The organism is Bradyrhizobium sp. LTSP857 (genome assembly GCF_000938285.1).
Classification (GTDB): domain Bacteria; phylum Pseudomonadota; class Alphaproteobacteria; order Rhizobiales; family Xanthobacteraceae; genus Bradyrhizobium.
The window spans coordinates 450,926-467,848 of record NZ_JYMS01000027.1 but is presented as its reverse complement, the minus strand read 5'-3'; the positions used below and the strand labels follow the sequence as shown (position 1 = coordinate 467,848).

The window sequence follows — 16,923 nt, the reverse complement described above, 5'->3', positions numbered from 1 at the left end:
CGATGTCGATTGCCGCAGAACGCAAAGCGGAAGTCATCAAGACGAATGCCAACAAAGCCGGCGACACCGGTTCGCCCGAGGTGCAGGTCGCGATCCTTTCGGAACGCATCAACAACCTCACGAGCCATTTCAAGACCCACGTGAAGGACAACCATTCGCGTCGCGGCCTCTTGAAGCTGGTGTCGACCCGCCGCTCGCTCCTCGACTACGTGAAGAAGCGGGATGAGGCGCGCTACAAGGCGCTGCTCGAGAAGCACAACATTCGTCGTTAAGAGTTCTTGCGCGCGCCATCGGCGCGCGTTTTTGCGCGTGGTTTCGAGCGAAGGCGCTTATTTTAGGGTCGTTGATCGAGGCTCACGCGCACATCGGGTGCGGGCCAATGATGATTCGCATCCGGGGCATGTAAGCGAAGACCGCGATTCGGTGTTCGCGTTCGTGCCGACTGACAGTCCAGCAGCAATCCGGCGGCTGGGCGCAACGGGCAAGGCGCCCGTATGACCCGAAAGGATGGACGCCATCCGAAATCCGAAAACCATGGCAGGATCGCAGGACGCTGATCGCCCGCTCCGATCAGCGTCCCGCAATCTTGACATGGTTTTTGTTTTTCGAGCCGTCCCTTCTTTCGAGAACCCATGAAAGAAGACCTCTATGTTCAATAAGCATTCAGTCGAGATCGACTGGGGCGGACGCCCTCTCAAGCTCGAAACCGGCAAGATCGCACGCCAGGCCGACGGCGCCGTCGTCGCCACCTATGGCGAGACCGTGGTGCTCGCCACCGTCGTCGCCGCGAAGTCACCGCGCGAAGGCGTCGACTTCCTGCCGCTGACCGTCGACTACCAGGAAAAGACCTACGCAGCCGGCCGCATTCCCGGCGGCTATTTCAAGCGCGAGGGACGTCCGACCGAGAAGGAGACGCTGGTCTCCCGCCTGATCGACCGCCCGATCCGTCCGCTGTTCGTCGACGGCTGGCGCAACGAGACCCAGGTGATCGTCACCGTGCTGTCGCACGACATGGAGAACGATCCCGATATCGTGGCGCTGGTGGCATCGTCGGCTGCGCTGACCCTGTCCGGCGCGCCCTTCAAGGGCCCGATCGGCGCAGCGCGCGTCGGCTTCGCCAATGACGAGTTCATCCTCAACCCGACACTCGACGAGATGGTCGACACCCAGCTCGACCTCGTCGTCGCCGGCACCGCCGACGCCGTGCTGATGGTGGAATCGGAAGCCAAGGAGCTGAACGAAGACATCATGCTCGGCGCGGTGATGTTCGGTCACCGTCACTTCCAGCCGGTGATCAACGCTATCATCGAGCTCGCCGAGAAGGCCGCCAAGGAGCCGCGCGAAGTCACCACGATCGACAATTCGGCGCTCGAAAAGGAAATGCTCGGCCTCGTCGAGCAGGAGCTGCGCACCGCCTACGCCATTCCGATCAAGCAGGATCGCTACGCCGCGGTCGGCAAGGTCAAGGAAAAGGTGATCGCCCATTATTTCCCCGAAGGGCAGGAGCCGAAATACGACAAGCTGCGCATCGGCGGCGTGTTCAAGGAGCTCGAAGCCAAGATCGTTCGCTGGAACATCCTCGACACCGGCAAGCGCATCGACGGCCGTGACAGCAAGACCGTGCGCAGCATCATCGCCGAAGTCGGCGTGCTGCCCCGCGCCCACGGTTCGGCGCTGTTCACCCGCGGCGAGACCCAGGCGGTGGTCGTGACCACGCTCGGCACCGGCGAGGACGAGCAGTATATCGACGCGCTGGCGGGAACATACAAAGAGACGTTCCTGCTGCACTACAACTTCCCTCCCTACTCGGTCGGTGAGACCGGTCGCCTCGGCGGCACCAAGCGCCGCGAGATCGGCCACGGCAAGCTTGCCTGGCGCGCGATCCACCCGGTGCTGCCGCCGCATCACGAGTTCCCGTACACGATCCGCGTGGTCTCGGAGATCACCGAATCCAACGGCTCCTCGTCGATGGCTTCGGTCTGCGGCGCTTCGCTCGCGCTGATGGACGCCGGCGTGCCGTTGAAGCGGCCGACCGCGGGCATCGCGATGGGCCTGATCCTCGAAGACAAGCGCTTCGCGGTTCTCTCCGACATCCTCGGTGACGAGGACCATCTCGGCGACATGGACTTCAAGGTCGCCGGCACAGAAGCGGGCATCACTTCGCTCCAGATGGACATCAAGATCGAGGGCATCACCGAGGAGATCATGAAGGTCGCACTCGGCCAGGCCAAGGATGGGCGTATCCACATCCTCGGCGAGATGTCGAAGGCGCTCACCAACGCCCGCGCAGAGCTCGGCGAATACGCGCCGCGCATCGAGACCTTCAAGATCGCCACCGACAAGATCCGCGAAGTGATCGGCACCGGCGGCAAGGTGATCCGCGAGATCGTCGAGAAGACCGGCGCCAAGGTCAACATCGAGGACGACGGCACCGTAAAGGTCGCCTCCTCCGACGGCGAAGCGATGAAGGCCGCGATCAAGTGGATCAAGTCGATCGCCTCCGATCCGGAAGTTGGTCAGATCTATGAGGGCACCGTCGTCAAGGTGATGGAGTTCGGCGCCTTCGTGAACTTCTTCGGCTCCAAGGACGGCCTCGTTCACATCAGCCAGCTCGCTTCGGCGCGCGTGCAGAAGACCTCCGACGTCGTCAAGGAAGGCGACAAGGTCAAGGTCAAGCTGCTCGGCTTCGACGACCGCGGCAAGACCCGCCTGTCGATGAAGGTGGTCGATCAGACCACTGGCGAAGACCTCGAGGGCAAGGGCGGCGATGGCGAGAAGGCCCCGCGCGAAGCGGCCGGCGAGTAAATCTCGCAAAAGCCAGAAACACGAAGGGCGGCCTCGCGGCCGCCCTTTTTGTTTGTCGCTTGTTGAACTTTGCAATCAGGCCGCGAGGTCGAACCGGTCGAGGTTCATCACCTTGGTCCAGGCCTTGGCGAAGTCCTGCACGAACTGCTGCTTGGAGTCGGACGTGGCATAGACCTCGGCATAGGCGCGGAGCTGCGAGTGCGCGCCGAAGATCAGATCGGCACGCGTGCCGGTCCACTTCACCGCATTGGTCTTGCGGTCGCGGGCTTCGTAAGTGCCGTCAGCAGCCGGCGTCCACTGCGTGCTCATGTCGAGCAGGTTGACGAAGAAGTCGTTGGTCAGCGTGCCGACCTTCGAGGTCAAGACACCGTTCTTCGAATCACCGGCATTGGCACCGAGCACACGCAGGCCGCCGACCAGCACCGTCAGCTCGGGTCCGCTCAGCTTCAGAAGCTGCGCGCGATCGACCAGCGCCTCTTCCTGCTGCAAGAACTGATGCCGCTTGCCGACGAAGTTGCGGAAACCATCGGCCCGCGGCTCCAGCGGAGCAAACGAAGCGGCATCGGTCTGCTCCTGCGAGGCATCCATGCGGCCCGGCGTGAACGCGACCTTGACGTCGACGCCGGCGTCTTTCGCGGCCTTCTCGACCGCGGCAGAACCACCGAGCACGATCAGGTCGGCGAGCGAAACCTTCTTCGCACCAGATGAAGCGCTAAAGTCCTTCTGGATCGCTTCGAGCTTGCCGAGGACCTTCGAGAGCTGAGCCGGCTGGTTCACCTCCCAGTCCTTCTGCGGGCTGAGGCGGATGCGCGCGCCGTTGGCGCCGCCACGCTTGTCCGAACCGCGGAACGTCGAAGCCGACGCCCAGGCGGTCGAGACCAGCTCGGACACCGAGAGGCCCGAGGCCAGGATCTTCGTCTTCAAGGAAGCGATATCCTGGTCGCTGGCCAGCTCGTGATTCACGGCCGGAATCGGATCCTGCCAGATCAGCGTCTCCTTCGGCACCAGCGGGCCGAGATAGCGCACGATCGGGCCCATGTCGCGATGGGTGAGCTTGAACCAGGCGCGGGCAAAGGCGTCCGCGAACTGATCGGGATGCTCCAGGAAGCGCCGCGAGATCTTCTCGTAGGCCGGATCGAGGCGCAGCGAGAGGTCGGTCGTCAGCATCGTCGGCCGATGCTTCTTCGACTTGTCGAACGCATCGGGAATGATCGCCTCGGCGCCCTTGGCCGTCCACTGATTCGCACCGCCCGGGCTCTTCGTCAGCTCCCATTCGTACTTGAACAGGTTCTCGAAGAAGTTGTTGCTCCACTTCGTCGGCGTCGTCGTCCACGTCACCTCGAGACCGCTGGTGATGGAATCGCCCCCCAGGCCCGAAGCATGCTTGCTCTTCCAGCCGAGACCCTGATCCTCGAGCGCGCCCGCCTCCGGCTCCGGTCCGACCAGCGAGGGATCACCCGCGCCATGGGTCTTGCCGAAGGTGTGGCCGCCGGCGATCAGGGCGACGGTTTCCTCATCGTTCATCGCCATGCGGAAGAAGGTCTCGCGGATATCCTTTGCCGCGGCGACCGGATCCGGCTTGCCGTTCGGGCCTTCCGGATTGACGTAGATCAGGCCCATCTGCACCGCACCGAGCGGCTCGGCGAGTTCGCGCTCGCCGCTGTAGCGTTCGTCGCCCAGCCACGAACCCTCAGGTCCCCAATACAGTTCTTCCGGCTCCCACACATCGGCGCGGCCACCCGCGAAACCGAAGGTCTTGAAGCCCATCGACTCCAGCGCGACGTTACCGGCAAGCACCATCAAATCGGCCCAGGAAATCTTGCGGCCGTATTTCTGCTTGATCGGCCAGAGCAGCCGGCGTGCCTTGTCGAGGTTGGCGTTGTCGGGCCAGCTGTTGAGCGGCGCGAAACGCTGTTGACCGGCACCGGCGCCACCACGGCCGTCGGTGGTGCGATACGTGCCCGCGCTGTGCCAGGCCATGCGGATCATGAGGCCGCCGTAGTGACCGAAATCGGCGGGCCACCATTCCTGCGATTCCGTCATCAAAGCGGTCAGGTCCTTGACGACCGCATTCAGGTCGAGCGTTTTGAACTCCTTGGCATAGTCGAATTCCTTGCCCATCGGATCGGACAGGCCGGAATTCTTGTGCAGCATCTCGATGCTGAGCTGAGTTGGCCACCAATCGCGGTTCGCCGGTACGCGTTTTCCACCCGAAAACGGGCACTTCGAAGAGTCGTCCATGAATACCTCCTCTGGTGGCGTCGAACTCGCGCCTTTGACCAGGTAGAAGCACTCTAAGCTTCCCATTCCATCAGGGGAAGTTGACTTTAATGATCGCTGCGATAGGATTTTCTGATGGTCAACGTGACGATGCGCCAGCTGCGATATTTCGACGCGTTGGCGCGTCATGGCCATTTCGGGCGTGCGGCTGAGTCCTGTTCCATCTCGCAGCCGGCCCTATCGATGCAGATCAAGGAACTGGAAGAGGCGCTCGGCGGCCTGCTGCTGGAGCGCAGCGCCCGGCAGGTCGCGCTGACGCGATTTGGCGAAGAGCTCGCACCACGCGTCCGCGACATCCTGCGCTCGGTCGATGAGCTCGGCGATTTTGCCCGCGCCTCGCAGGACCGTTTTGTCGGCCGCCTGCGCATCGGCATGATCCCGACGATCGCGCCCTATTTGCTGCCCACAATCACCAAGAATCTCACGCGCATGCATCCGGAGCTCGACATCCGCGTACGCGAGACGATGACGCCGCGGCTGATCCAGGAGTTGGTGGAGGGGCGGCTCGACACCGCCATCGTCGCGCTGCCGGTGTCCGAACCTTCGCTCACCGAAGTCGCCCTGTTCGAGGAAAAGTTCCTGCTGGTGCGGCCGGGCACCGATGCGGGCATGCCAGTGCCGTCGCGCGAGATGATGCGGGAGATGCGGCTATTGCTGCTCGAAGAGGGACATTGTTTCCGCGACCAGGCGCTGTCGTTCTGCAACATGCAATCGGCGCCGCCACGCGAGATGCTGGATGCGAATTCTCTGTCGACGCTGGTCCAGATGGTCAGCGCCGGCATCGGTGTCACCCTGATTCCGGAGATGGCGGTGTCGGTGGAGACGCGATCCGCCTCGGTCTCGCTCTCGCGCTTTCGCGACCCGGAGCCCTCGCGTACCATCGGCATGGTCTGGCGCAAGACCAGTCCGCTTGCGCGGCAACTGCTCCAGATTTCCGAGGTGGTGTGCCTGTCGGCCGGCAAGGCGCGCCCGCGGCAGGTCGCGCGCAGCCAACGGGGTTGAGGTCCCGATGTCCCATCCGGTCATCCGACCCGCGCGCGCTGAGGAATATGACGAGATCGCCCGCGTCTGGATGGAGAGCTGGGTCTCGACTGGGCTTGCCGAGGCGAGCAACTTCCTGCTGGCGAATTTGCGTGCACGCGTCAGGCGCGAGATCGAGGATGGCTGGAGTCTGTTCGTTGCCGACGATCGCGGCACCATCGCCGCGATGCTGGCGCTGCATCTGCCAAAACTCTATCTCGACATGCTCTTCGTCGGGCCCGCATATCAGGGGCAATCGCTCGGCCGGCAATTGCTCGCGTTCGCGCGCACGCAAATGCCGGATGAGATGTACCTGCGCTGCATTCGCGAGAACGAAAAGGCCTGGCGCTGGTACGAGCGCGAGGGATTTGTGTTCGAAAAGGAAGAGATCGAGCCGTCGAACGGGTTTATGATGAAGTATTATCGGTGGAAGCGGCAGCCGGGCGGATAGACAGCGATCTCCGGCTGCAGCTTGCGGTTGTCACGATCCCCACTTAGTGTGGCGGGGCCGATAACCTCCTGCCTCTGATCTCCCGGAATCCATGCTACGCATTGCCGCCTCGCTGATCGCGCTCCTGTCCATTTTCACCTCGGCAATCGCGCAAACTCCTCCAGCACCCGCCGCGCCTTCCGCTCAGACGGCGGCGCCGGCCAAGTCAGCGGTCAAGAGGGCGACGCCGAAGGCCAAACCGGCTGCACAACAGCCGGTCGCGGCGGAGAATGGCCCCTGTCAGATCGGCGTCATTTCCGCGATCGGCGACCAGTTCTCGGTGCAACATGTCGGCCTCACGATGTTCGGCAATGAGTACATGGAGGCGCCGATCGAGACGTGGGGTATCGATGATCTGTTCGTCGCGAGGGTTCGCGCCGCGGCTCCCGGCACGACTGTCCGAAAGATCGCTTACGCAAGCGGCGCCTTCAAGCCGTACTATCATCCGGAAGCGAAACTATTCCGCAATGACCGCGACGACCTGACGGCCTTGGTGCGGCAGATCGCCGGGACTGCAAATTGCGAACGCTACATCGTAGCCACGAAATCCCGCGTTTCGGTTGATGGCACCAATCAGTCAATCGAGGGCCTTGGGGTCTACAAGAATTGGGCGAGCCCTTCCGGGCGCGGCGTCGTGGTTGCCTATTTCCGTATCAACGTTTTTGACGGACGAACTTTCGACATCCACCGAGCGCCGACCCGGAGCTTCGGAGATGTGCTTGCTTCGAGCTTTTCCAACAAGAACGACAATATGCAAATCCTCAACAATCTCGAATTTCCCAAGACTCCTGAACAGGTGACCAACAGTGCATTGCTGCGTGACAGCACACGCAGCCTGCTCACGGCCCAATTGGACAAGTATCTACCCGCGTACATCAAAGGCGAGTGAGCGCCTTTGCCGACGGGACGCGACAAAGCATATCGCTCGTCCGCTTCCTGCGGCTGGGCTGCATTTGGGGTTATGGCCCGGCCGGTCGTCGTTGCAGCTGTCTTGTGGTGCCTTTCGACATCTGCTTGGGCGCAGACCAAATCGGGACCACCAGGGGCGGAGACGGCAGGACCAGCCGTCAAACAAGCCAACAGCAAGACGAGCACGCGGACGGCCAAGCCTGCGTCCGTGGTCGGCGGCCCGTGCGACTTCGGTGTCGTCGTCACCACCGGCGATGAGTTCACCGTGCTGACGACCGGCCTCACCGTATTCCAGAACAAGAAGACCGTCATCCCGATCCCAGGCTGGGGACTCAACGATCTGATCTTCGCGCGGATTCGCGCCACGATCCCTGCCGGGGTATCCGTCCTGAGAATCCCCTACAACCCGGCGAAATTTCCTCCCCGCGATGAGTCCAAGGACACGTTGAAGGACAGGTTGTTCCGCGATCACAACGCGGAGCTGGCCGAATACATGCGCCAGGTCGCGAAAGGAACGAATTGCCGGCATTACATCCAGATCCTCAATTCAATCAGTCCTATCGGGTCATCGAATTATACGGTCCGCGGCTTCGGCATCCTCAATCAGGACGTGGTGCTCGGGCGTCGCATCTTTCTCTACGCTCTGGCGTTTATCCGCATCTTTGACGGGCGCGACTTCTCTGTTGTCAGACAGAGTTCTGCGCTGATCAACGTGCATCATTCCCTGGCGGTGCAGAGGCTTTTGGGCACGCTAATCGGCGGTCCTTATCGCGAGTTGCCCGCAGAATCGTTTCCAACGCGCCCCGAGGACGCCGCCAGCGATCCCGCCCTGCGCGATGGCGTCCGCGCCATGCTGACGGAAAGCCTCGACAAGACACTTCCGTTCATGCTCGGGGCTCAACGAGCGGCGCGCAACAGCGACGCGCGCTGATCAATGCGTCGCTCGCGGCAGAAGTTCTCGGCGCAATATGAGAGATCGCGGGCACGTCGCTTACGCTCCTTTGCGCACCCTGCGGAGTTCTAGTCCGGGGTCTTCAGATCGTCCGGCCTCGGCATCAAAACCGTGTTGTAGCCGGAATCGACATAGTGGATCTCACCGGTCACGCCGCCGGAGAGATCCGACAGCAGATACAGCGCCGAGCCGCCGAGCTCGTCGAGCGTGACGCCGCGGCGAAGCGGCGAATGTTTTTGCATGAACGCAAACATCGCGCGCGCCTCGCCGATGCCGGAGCCGGCGAGCGTGCGGATCGGGCCTGCGGAAATCGCGTTGACACGGATGCCGCGCGGTCCGAAATCAGAGGCGAGATAGCGCACGGACGCTTCGAGCGCCGCCTTGGCGACGCCCATCACGTTGTAATTGGGCATCGCGCGCTCCGAGGCGCCGAAGGTCAGCGTGATCATACTGCCGCCCTCCGTCATCAGTTCGGCAGCGCGTTTTGCGACCTCCGTGAACGAGAAGCAGGAGATCACCATGGTGCGCGAAAAATTCTCGCGGCTGGTGTCGGCGTAGCGGCCCTTCAGCTCGTTCTTGTCAGCGAAGCCGATCGCATGGATAACGAAATCCAGCTTGCCCCATTTCTCACGCAAGACGTCGAAAGTGGCATCGACGCTGGCGATGTCCTCGACGTCGCAAGGCAACACCAATTCCACGCCGAGAGACTCCGCCAGCGGCTTGACGCGCTTGCCGAGCGCCTCGCCCTGGAAGGTGAAGGCAAGCTCGGCGCCATGAGCATGCAGCGTCTTCGCCATGCCCCAGGCGATCGAATGATCATTGGCGATGCCCATGATCAGACCGCGCTTGCCGAGCATCAATCCTTCCATTGCCTCGTGACTCCTATCATTCCGACGTCATCGCCCGCGCAGGCGGGCGATCCAGTATTCCAGAGACAGTTTTTGTAGGCCGGGAAGCCGCGGCGTACTGGATGCCCCGCCTTCGCGGGGCATGACAGCGTCTTGGGCTCACACATCCAGCCGGCTGAACACCAGCGTGGCGTTGGTGCCACCGAAGCCGAACGAGTTCGACAGCACGGTGCCGATCTTGACGTTGTCGATGCGCTTGCGCACGATCGGCATGTCGGCGAACACGGGATCGAGCTCCTGAATGTGCGCGCTCTCGCAGATGAAGCCGTTGTTCATCATCAGCAGCGAATAGATCGCTTCCTGCACGCCGGTCGCGCCCAGCGAATGGCCGGTCAGCGCTTTGGTCGCGGAAATCGGCGGGCACTTTTCGCCGACGCCGAACACTTTTCGGAGTGCCTCGATTTCCGGCGGATCGCCGGCCGGCGTCGAGGTGGCGTGCGGATTGATGTAATCGACCTTGGTCTTCACCGTCGACATTGCCATGCGCATGCAGCGCTCGGCGCCCTCGCCGGACGGAGCGACCATGTCGTAGCCGTCCGACGTCGCGCCGTAGCCGACGATCTCGCCATAGATGCGCGCGCCGCGCGCCTTGGCATGCTCGAGCTCTTCCAGCACCAGCACGCCGGCGCCGCCGGCAATGACGAAGCCGTCGCGATTGACGTCGTAGGGACGCGAGGCGGTCGCGGGCGTGTCGTTGTACTTCGAGGACATCGCGCCCATGGCGTCGAACAGCACCGACAGCGACCAGTCGAGCTCCTCGCAACCGCCAGCGAAGATGACGTCCTGCTTGCCGATCTGGATGGTCTCATAGGCATTGCCGACGCAGTGGTTCGACGTCGCGCAGGCCGAGGAGATCGAATAGTTCACGCCCTTGATCTTGAACCAGGTCGCAAGCGTTGCGGAGGCCGTGGACGACATCGCCTTCGGCACTGCAAACGGTCCGACGCGCTTCGGTCCCTTGGTGCGGGTGATGTCGGCGGCTTCGACGATGGTGCGGGCGGACGGGCCGCCCGAGCCCATGATGATGCCGGTACGAATGTTGGAGACGTCGTCAGGCGCCAGTCCGGAATCCTGGATCGCCTGCTCCATCGCGATGTGATTCCACCCCGCGCCCTGGCCGAGGAAGCGCATCGCGCGCCGGTCGACAACCGTCGCGGGATCAATCGTCGGCGCACCTTGCACCTGCGAACGGAAGCCGAGCTCGGCATATTTTTCAGCCCGTGAAATGCCCGACTTTGCCTCGTGAAGGCTCGCAAGCACTTCCTGGGTGTTGTTTCCGATGGACGAGACAATCCCCATCCCGGTGACCACAACCCGCCTCATGACAGCCTCGCCTCAATCGTTGTCTTCTTGGTGATGTGCGTTAGCTCAGGCTCGTGCCCTGCTTGAACAGGCCGACCTTCAGATCCTTTGCGCGATAGATAATCTGGTCATCGACCGAAAGCCATCCGTCGGCGATACCGAGGACGAGCTTTGAACGCATCACGCGCTTGATATCGATGTTGTACACAACCTTGCGGGCCTCCGGCAGCACCTGGCCGCTAAACTTCAGCTCGTTCAGGCCAAGCGCGCGGCCGCGACCTTCGCCACCGCTCCAGCCCAGATAGAAGCCGACCATTTGCCACAGCGCGTCGAGACCGAGGCAGCCGGGCATCACCGGATCGTTCTTGAAGTGGCAGCCGAAAAACCAGAGATCGGGCTTCACGTCGAGCTCGGAGCGAACGATCCCCTTGCCGTACTCGCCGCCGGTCTCGGAAATTTCGGTGATGCGGTCGAACATGAGCATCGGCGGCAGGGGCAATTGTGCATTGCCCGGGCCGAACATCTCACCGCGGGCACATGCCAGCAGATCTTCGTATTCGTAGCCGTTGCGCCTGTTCAGCATGCGGAAGCCTCTGTTCTAACCCCGATTGAGCGGCGTTTCTGGCAAAAATGGGCCCCGTTCTGTTCGGAAAGCAGCGCCAATTGCCATCGATCAGACGCAAATGCCGAGAGTCCGGATGGACCGCGGACCAAGCCTCAATGCCTGGCAGCGCCAAAATCGGTTAAGCGGAACCGCGCGCTCTCTAACACAGGCCATTTCGGGTGGCAAAGCGGTGTCATGAAGGTAAAGTGACGGGGTCCCGGCTCGGTTCCTCTCCTGATTAGAACCACTCTAGTTGCGAGAAACTTGCATCTGCATCTATCTCTCCATATATTGCAGACAGATAGTGTTCACGCGTGCCCGAATTTGGAAATGAACGAAAACAACGCGACCCATCACGACGAAGACGCCCATGCGGCGGCCCTTCTGTCCGGCCGCCAGCCGGCCCTGACCGGCTGCCCCTGGCACGACGTCAATGAAATGCTCCAGTCCGCCGGCCTCCGCCCGACGCGCCAGCGCATGGCTCTCGGCTGGCTGCTGTTCGGCAAGGGTGCCCGCCACCTCACGGCTGAAATGCTCTACGAGGAAGCGACCTTGGCCAAGGTCCCGGTCTCGCTCGCGACCGTCTACAACACGCTGAACCAGCTCACCGATGCCGGCCTGCTGCGTCAGGTCAGCGTCGACGGCACCAAGACCTATTTCGACACCAACGTCACCACGCACCACCACTATTACCTCGAGAACAGCCATGAGCTGGTCGACATCGAGGATCCGCATCTGGCGCTGTCCAAGATGCCGGAGGTGCCGGAAGGCTACGAGATCGCGCGCATCGACATGGTCGTGCGCCTGCGCAAGAAGCGCTGAGATCGACACCTCGTGTCGTCCCGGCGAAGGCCGGGACCCATACCGCGTGATTTATCGATAGAAGCAGGTATCCGTACCGTGGAGCGACCGGCTAACAACCAGTCTTTGCAAAAGTTCTGTACGTGGTTATGGGTCCCGGCCTTCGCCGGGACGACACCGAGACGTCAGTTCACCTGTTCGTCGGCGTAGACGCCCCAGAGGCGCTCCTGCTGGATCCAGCCGTCAAAACCGTTGCCGGTGACGTGGCACCAGCTTGTGGTGCATTTTTTCACCTGCGTGACGACACCGGCCTGAAGCTTCGCGGCCACCGCGCTGTCGGGATCGGCGCGGTCGTAGATCGGCGCGAGCTCGTCCTTGTGCTTCATGGTGACGACCGCAGTGCGGCGGCCCGACAGCAGCGAGTGATAGACCCAGCCTTCGGCGCCCTCGGAATCGCGGACCCGGCGCCAGTTCTCGAACTCGGCGGTGATTTCGACCGGCAGGCCGGAGCGGGTGTAGACCCAGGCCACATCATTGTCCTTGGTCGGGCCGGCGCGGACGTTCACGTGATCCGATTTGAGGCTGACATAGCGCGGCACCGGCAGGCCGCTGGCTGTCTGCGGGGTGGCGTCTTTCGCCGAATGCGAGGGGCTGACCGAGGCGCTCAACCAGCCGCAAACAAGCGCCATCACCGAACAAAAACGCCCCAACGCCATCAACCCGTCTCCTGTCGAAGACCCAGCCAAGCCGAGCCCTCACCCCAAAGTCCAAACCCCTGCCGCGCTGCCCAAGTCCCACCCCGCGCGGGTGTTCCGGAAACCAGATCCGCAAGCCAGACCCGTGGTTCTTGTCTTGGCCCGGCCTTCTGCTAGAGAGGACGGACGCTTGAACAACGAATTTGCCCCGATTTTCCGGCCGGAAATGTCGGGAGCGCTTGAAGGAAACGCCGGGGACGGACACGGCAAAGGCAGTGTCGAACAACCGGGTTAATGAGGCCTCAACGGCCGGCCTTTGGTGACAGAGGCGGCTTGCAATGCCTCATGAGAGCAGGACATGTCGGTGAAGAAAAAGCCCCTGGTCGTCGTGACGCGCAAGCTGCCGGATTCGATCGAGACGCGGATGCGCGAGCTGTTCGACGCGCGCATCAATCTCGACGACACGCCGATGTCGGCCGAGCAGATCGCGGAAGCTGCGCGGACTGCCGACATCCTGGTTCCGACCGTCACCGACCACATCAGTGCCGACATCGTCAACCAGCCTGACTGCAAGCTCCGCCTGATCGCCAATTTCGGCAACGGCGTCGACAATATCGATGTCGAGGCCGCGCATGCCCGCGGCATCACCGTCACCAACACGCCAAAAGTTTTGACCGAAGACACCGCCGACATGACCATGGCGCTGATCCTGGCCGTGCCGCGCCGGATGATCGAAGGCGCCTCGGTGCTGACGGAGGGGAAACCCTGGGCCGGCTGGTCACCGACCTGGATGCTCGGCCACCGCATCGGCGGAAAACGCCTCGGCATCATCGGCATGGGCCGCATCGGCCAGGCAGTCGCGCGCCGCGCCCGCGCCTTCGGCTTGCAGATCCACTATCACAACCGCCGTCCCGTCGCACCGAAGATCGCCGAAGAGTTAGGGGCGACCTATTGGGAAAGCCTCGACCAGATGCTGGCGCGGATGGACATCATCTCGGTGAACTGTCCGCACACGCCGGCCACCTATCATCTGCTCTCGGCGCGACGGCTTAAGCTGATCCGGAAAGACGCCTACATCGTCAACACCGCGCGCGGCGGGGTGACCGACGAGGACACGCTGATCAAGCTGATCGAAGGCGGCGAGATCGGCGGCGCCGGCCTCGACGTCTACGAGCACGAGCCCGCGGTCAATCCGAAGCTGGTGCGGCTCGCCAAGGCCGGCAAGGTGACACTGCTGCCGCATATGGGCTCGGCCACGATCGAAGGCCGCGTCGAGATGGGCGAGAAGGTGATCATCAACATTCGCACCTTCCTCGACGCCCACAAGCCGCCGGATCGCGTGCTGCCGAGCATGCTCTGAGATCTATTTCCCGCGCGTCTCCCGTTTGCGCCAGTCTGCGACGAAATCGATGAACGCGCGTAACGCCGGCGGCACCTGGCGACGGCTGGGATAGTACAGGAACGGCCCGGGAAACGGCTCGCACCAATCCTGGAGCAAGCTGACCAGCGCGCCGGACTTTACGGCTTCACTGACATAGCCATCAAGCGTTGCCCAGATGCCGACGCCGTCGAGCGCGGCCCGCATCGCAAGGCCCATATTGCTCGAGATCAGCTTGGCCGGCGGATCGACCTTCATGAGCTGGCCACCCTTCTCGAAATCCCAATCATGCATGACGCCGCTCGAATAGCGGGCGCGGATGCAATCATGGTCGAGCAAATCCTTCGGGTGCTTTGGTCGACCGCGGCGCGCGACGTAAGCGGGCGATGCGACGACGACATAATGCTGCGGACCGCTCAGCGGGATAGCTACCATGTCCTGCGCCAAATGCTCGCCATAGCGCACGCCGGCATCGTAGCCGGCGCTGACGATGTCGACGAAACCGCTTTCGGAAACGATGTCGAGGTCGACCAGGGGATGCGCTTCGAGAAACGGCCCGATCATCGGGGCCATCACGAGATCGACGGCCGGCGGCGGCGCGTTGATGCGGAGGCGGCCCGAGGCGACCTCGCGCAGGCCCCGGACCTGATCCAGGGCATCGCCGACATCGCGCAGGGCCGGCGCCACCCGCGACAGCAGCAGCTCGCCCGCCTCGGTCAGCGCGACGCTGCGTGTGGTGCGGTTCATCAGGCGGACGCCGAGGCCCTCCTCCAGGTCGCGCAGCCGCTGGCTAAGGCTCGACACCGACACACGAATTTCGACCGCCGCGCGCCGGAAATTGCGGGTGCGGGCGACTGCCACGAAGGCATCGAGATCGCGCAGGTCGGGATTGGCCATTGTTTGATATAGTGAACAGACCATTCTCGATTGTCCAGCTTATCAGCGCAATGGAGCGGACGCATATCTGCCCTCGTCACGCGGCGCAATCAGCCGCCTTTTCGAGGAGAGCCAACATGGAACAGCACAAACTCGGTTCAACCGGCCCCAATGTCTCAAGCCTCGGTCTCGGCTGCATGGCGCTGTCGGACGCCTATGGCCCAACCGATCGCGGCGAGAGCATCGCCACCATCCATGCGGCGCTCGATGCCGGCATCACGCTGCTCGACACCGGCGATTTCTACACCATGGGCCACAATGAAATGCTGATCCGCGAGGCACTGAAGGATGTCCCGCGCGACAAGGTGCAGCTCAGCGTCAAGTTCGGTCCGCTGCGCGGTCCCGCCGGCGAATTCGCCGGAATGGATTGCCGGCCGGCCGCGATCAAGAACTTTCTGGCCTATTCACTGCAACGGCTCGGCACCGACTATATCGACGTCTATCGCCCGGCGCGTCTCGATCCCAACGTTCCCATCGAGGAGATGATCGGCGGTATCGCCGGGATGGTGAAGGCCGGTTACGTCAAGCATATCGGCCTGTCCGAGGTCGGCTCCGACACCCTCCGCCGCGCGCATGCCGTGCATCCGATCGTCGATCTCCAGATCGAATATTCGCTGATCGCGCGTGGCATCGAGCGCGACATTTTGAAGACCTGCCGCGATCTCGGCATCGGCATCACTGCCTATGGCGTGTTGGCGCGCGGCCTGATCAGCGGCCATTGGTCGAAGGACTCTGGCAAGGTCGGCAAGGACTTCCGGCTGATGGGCCCGCGCTTCCAGGGCGCGAATCTCGACGCCAATCTCGCGCTGGTGGACTCCCTGCGCGTGATCGCCAAGGACGTCGGCGCAACGCCGGCGCAGGTCGCGATTGCCTGGGTGGCGGCGCAGGGCAAGGAGATCGTGCCACTGGTCGGCGCCCGCACCCGCAACCGTCTCACCGAGGCGCTCGGCGCGACCAAGGTGACGCTGACGCCTGCGCATCTTGCCGCGCTGGCCAAAGCCTTCCCGCCGAACGTCGCCTCGGGCACGCGCTATGCCGCCGAGCAGATGGCGCATCTCGACAGCGAGAAGCCGGCCACGATGTAACGTCAGCTCGTGCGATGGGCGCTGAGGTCAGTGATGACCGGCCCATCGCCATTGAGCGGGTTGGCCGGATCGCGCGCATAGCGCAACGTCTCAAAGCGCATCGCGCGCGCATCGATCATCAGGAGGCGGCCGACCAGGCCGTCACCGAAGCCGACAATCTCGCGGATCGCCTCCAGCGCCATCATCGAGCCCATGACGCCGGCCAGCGCGCCCATGACGCCGGCCTCGGCGCAGGCAGGCACGGTGCCCGGCGGCGGCGCCTCCGGAAACAGGCAGCGATAGGTTGGATTGAACACGCCTTGCTCGTTCTTCTCGTGCGCGCGGATGGTGGTGAGCGAGCCGTCGAAGGTGCCGAGCGCCGCCGTGATCAGTGGCTTCTTCGCAAAGAAGCAGGCGTCCGACGCCAGATAGCGCGTCGAGAAATTGTCGGAGCCGTCCAGCACGAGATCATAATCGCCGATCAGCGAGAGCGCATTGCCGGCATTGAGCCAGGTGGCGTGGCCGACGAAACGTACATGCGGATTGAGTGCTGCGATCCGCTCGGCGGCGCTCTCGACCTTGTGGCGGCCGATGTCGGGTGTGGTGTGAATGACCTGGCGTTGAAGATTTGACAGCGAGACGACGTCGTCATCGACCACGCCAAGCGTGCCGACTCCGGCGGCCGCCAGATACATCAGCGCCGGCGCGCCAAGCCCGCCGGCGCCGATCACCAGCACCGAGGCCCGTTTCAGCGCAGCCTGGCCCGGCCCGCCGACATC

16 protein-coding genes are annotated in these 16,923 nt (G+C 63.1%); 9 read left to right on the top strand and 7 right to left on the bottom strand.

Translation table 11 applies throughout. From position 1 onward, the window contains the following. The first annotated feature begins 2 nt into the window (after positions 1-2). Positions 3-272 (top strand): 30S ribosomal protein S15, encoded by a 270-nt coding sequence (gene rpsO, locus UP06_RS19660; RefSeq protein ID WP_045004919.1) that lies wholly within the window; start codon positions 3-5, stop codon positions 270-272. A 376-nt stretch (positions 273-648) separates the two neighbouring features. After that, entirely contained in the window at positions 649-2,805 is a 2,157-nt protein-coding gene (gene pnp / locus UP06_RS19655; RefSeq protein ID WP_045004917.1) for a polyribonucleotide nucleotidyltransferase, read from the top strand. Positions 2,806-2,880: 75 nt separating this feature from the next. On the opposite strand, the gene katG is transcribed toward pnp, so the two are convergent. Next, positions 2,881-5,046 carry a catalase/peroxidase HPI gene (katG, locus tag UP06_RS19650; protein ID WP_045004915.1) on the bottom strand — a complete coding sequence of 722 codons (2,166 nt, stop codon included), beginning with the start codon at positions 5,044-5,046 and terminating at the stop codon, positions 2,881-2,883. A gap of 114 nt (positions 5,047-5,160) precedes the next feature. Between katG and UP06_RS19645 the strand changes: the two genes are divergently transcribed. The 4 genes from UP06_RS19645 (at position 5,161) to UP06_RS19630 (ending at position 8,435) form a co-directional block, all read left to right on the top strand. Next, positions 5,161-6,087, top strand: a complete 927-nt coding sequence (locus UP06_RS19645) for a hydrogen peroxide-inducible genes activator (protein WP_045004913.1) — start codon at positions 5,161-5,163, stop codon at positions 6,085-6,087. A gap of 7 nt (positions 6,088-6,094) precedes the next feature. Then, positions 6,095-6,556, top strand: coding sequence for a GNAT family N-acetyltransferase (locus tag UP06_RS19640; protein WP_045004911.1), 462 nt, complete (start codon positions 6,095-6,097; stop codon positions 6,554-6,556). A 91-nt stretch (positions 6,557-6,647) separates the two neighbouring features. Continuing rightward, a complete protein-coding gene (locus UP06_RS19635; RefSeq protein WP_045004910.1) occupies positions 6,648-7,484 on the top strand; it encodes a hypothetical protein in 837 nt (278 codons plus the stop codon). A gap of 72 nt (positions 7,485-7,556) precedes the next feature. Further along, on the top strand, positions 7,557-8,435 hold the full coding sequence (locus tag UP06_RS19630; RefSeq protein ID WP_156163073.1) for a hypothetical protein: 879 nt from the start codon (positions 7,557-7,559) through the stop codon (positions 8,433-8,435). Between the two features lie 89 nt (positions 8,436-8,524). Here UP06_RS19630 and fabI read toward each other — a convergent pair whose 3' ends face one another. The 3 genes from fabI to fabA all read right to left on the bottom strand — a co-directional run bounded on the left by fabI (position 8,525) and on the right by fabA (position 11,249). Beyond that, positions 8,525-9,325: an enoyl-ACP reductase FabI gene (gene fabI / locus UP06_RS19625; RefSeq protein ID WP_045004906.1), complete on the bottom strand. Its 801-nt coding sequence runs from the start codon at positions 9,323-9,325 to the stop codon at positions 8,525-8,527. A 138-nt stretch (positions 9,326-9,463) separates the two neighbouring features. Next, positions 9,464-10,687, bottom strand: coding sequence for a beta-ketoacyl-ACP synthase I (gene fabB / locus UP06_RS19620; RefSeq protein ID WP_045004904.1), 1,224 nt, complete (start codon positions 10,685-10,687; stop codon positions 9,464-9,466). 40 nt (positions 10,688-10,727) lie between these two features. Further along, positions 10,728-11,249 carry a bifunctional 3-hydroxydecanoyl-ACP dehydratase/trans-2-decenoyl-ACP isomerase gene (fabA, locus tag UP06_RS19615; RefSeq protein WP_045004902.1) on the bottom strand — a complete coding sequence of 174 codons (522 nt, stop codon included), beginning with the start codon at positions 11,247-11,249 and terminating at the stop codon, positions 10,728-10,730. A gap of 351 nt (positions 11,250-11,600) precedes the next feature. Between fabA and irrA the strand changes: the two genes are divergently transcribed. Then, entirely contained in the window at positions 11,601-12,092 is a 492-nt protein-coding gene (gene irrA / locus UP06_RS19610; protein WP_045004900.1) for an iron response transcriptional regulator IrrA, read from the top strand. Between the two features lie 164 nt (positions 12,093-12,256). On the opposite strand, the gene UP06_RS19605 is transcribed toward irrA, so the two are convergent. Continuing rightward, positions 12,257-12,787 carry an SH3 domain-containing protein gene (locus UP06_RS19605; RefSeq protein WP_045004899.1) on the bottom strand — a complete coding sequence of 177 codons (531 nt, stop codon included), beginning with the start codon at positions 12,785-12,787 and terminating at the stop codon, positions 12,257-12,259. Between the two features lie 337 nt (positions 12,788-13,124). Between UP06_RS19605 and UP06_RS19600 the strand changes: the two genes are divergently transcribed. Next, positions 13,125-14,126: a 2-hydroxyacid dehydrogenase gene (locus UP06_RS19600; RefSeq protein WP_045004896.1), complete on the top strand. Its 1,002-nt coding sequence runs from the start codon at positions 13,125-13,127 to the stop codon at positions 14,124-14,126. 3 nt (positions 14,127-14,129) lie between these two features. Here the strand turns inward: UP06_RS19600 and UP06_RS19595 are convergent, their stop codons facing one another. Beyond that, positions 14,130-15,041, bottom strand: coding sequence for a LysR family transcriptional regulator (locus UP06_RS19595; RefSeq protein WP_045004893.1), 912 nt, complete (start codon positions 15,039-15,041; stop codon positions 14,130-14,132). A 116-nt stretch (positions 15,042-15,157) separates the two neighbouring features. Here UP06_RS19595 and UP06_RS19590 point away from each other — a divergent pair, with 116 nt between their 5' ends. Beyond that, a complete protein-coding gene (locus UP06_RS19590; protein ID WP_045004892.1) occupies positions 15,158-16,165 on the top strand; it encodes an aldo/keto reductase in 1,008 nt (335 codons plus the stop codon). A gap of 2 nt (positions 16,166-16,167) precedes the next feature. On the opposite strand, the gene UP06_RS19585 is transcribed toward UP06_RS19590, so the two are convergent. Then, positions 16,168-16,923, bottom strand: a 756-nt coding sequence (locus tag UP06_RS19585) for a HesA/MoeB/ThiF family protein (RefSeq protein ID WP_245305506.1), incomplete at its 5' end; no start/stop codon positions are given.

Excerpts from the sequence above, each read along its gene's own strand:
- rpsO (WP_045004919.1), top strand. The coding sequence starts at position 3 with ATGTCGATTGCCGCAGAACGCAAAGCGGAAGTCATCAAGACGAATGCC.
- pnp (WP_045004917.1), top strand. The coding sequence starts at position 649 with ATGTTCAATAAGCATTCAGTCGAGATCGACTGGGGCGGACGCCCTCTC.
- katG (WP_045004915.1), bottom strand. The coding sequence starts at position 5,046 with ATGGACGACTCTTCGAAGTGCCCGTTTTCGGGTGGAAAACGCGTACCG.
- UP06_RS19645 (WP_045004913.1), top strand. The coding sequence starts at position 5,161 with ATGGTCAACGTGACGATGCGCCAGCTGCGATATTTCGACGCGTTGGCG.
- UP06_RS19640 (WP_045004911.1), top strand. The coding sequence starts at position 6,095 with ATGTCCCATCCGGTCATCCGACCCGCGCGCGCTGAGGAATATGACGAG.
- UP06_RS19635 (WP_045004910.1), top strand. The coding sequence starts at position 6,648 with ATGCTACGCATTGCCGCCTCGCTGATCGCGCTCCTGTCCATTTTCACC.
- UP06_RS19630 (WP_156163073.1), top strand. The coding sequence starts at position 7,557 with ATGGCCCGGCCGGTCGTCGTTGCAGCTGTCTTGTGGTGCCTTTCGACA.
- fabI (WP_045004906.1), bottom strand. The coding sequence starts at position 9,325 with ATGGAAGGATTGATGCTCGGCAAGCGCGGTCTGATCATGGGCATCGCC.
- fabB (WP_045004904.1), bottom strand. The coding sequence starts at position 10,687 with ATGAGGCGGGTTGTGGTCACCGGGATGGGGATTGTCTCGTCCATCGGA.
- fabA (WP_045004902.1), bottom strand. The coding sequence starts at position 11,249 with ATGCTGAACAGGCGCAACGGCTACGAATACGAAGATCTGCTGGCATGT.
- irrA (WP_045004900.1), top strand. The coding sequence starts at position 11,601 with ATGAACGAAAACAACGCGACCCATCACGACGAAGACGCCCATGCGGCG.
- UP06_RS19605 (WP_045004899.1), bottom strand. The coding sequence starts at position 12,787 with ATGGCGTTGGGGCGTTTTTGTTCGGTGATGGCGCTTGTTTGCGGCTGG.
- UP06_RS19600 (WP_045004896.1), top strand. The coding sequence starts at position 13,125 with ATGTCGGTGAAGAAAAAGCCCCTGGTCGTCGTGACGCGCAAGCTGCCG.
- UP06_RS19595 (WP_045004893.1), bottom strand. The coding sequence starts at position 15,041 with ATGGCCAATCCCGACCTGCGCGATCTCGATGCCTTCGTGGCAGTCGCC.
- UP06_RS19590 (WP_045004892.1), top strand. The coding sequence starts at position 15,158 with ATGGAACAGCACAAACTCGGTTCAACCGGCCCCAATGTCTCAAGCCTC.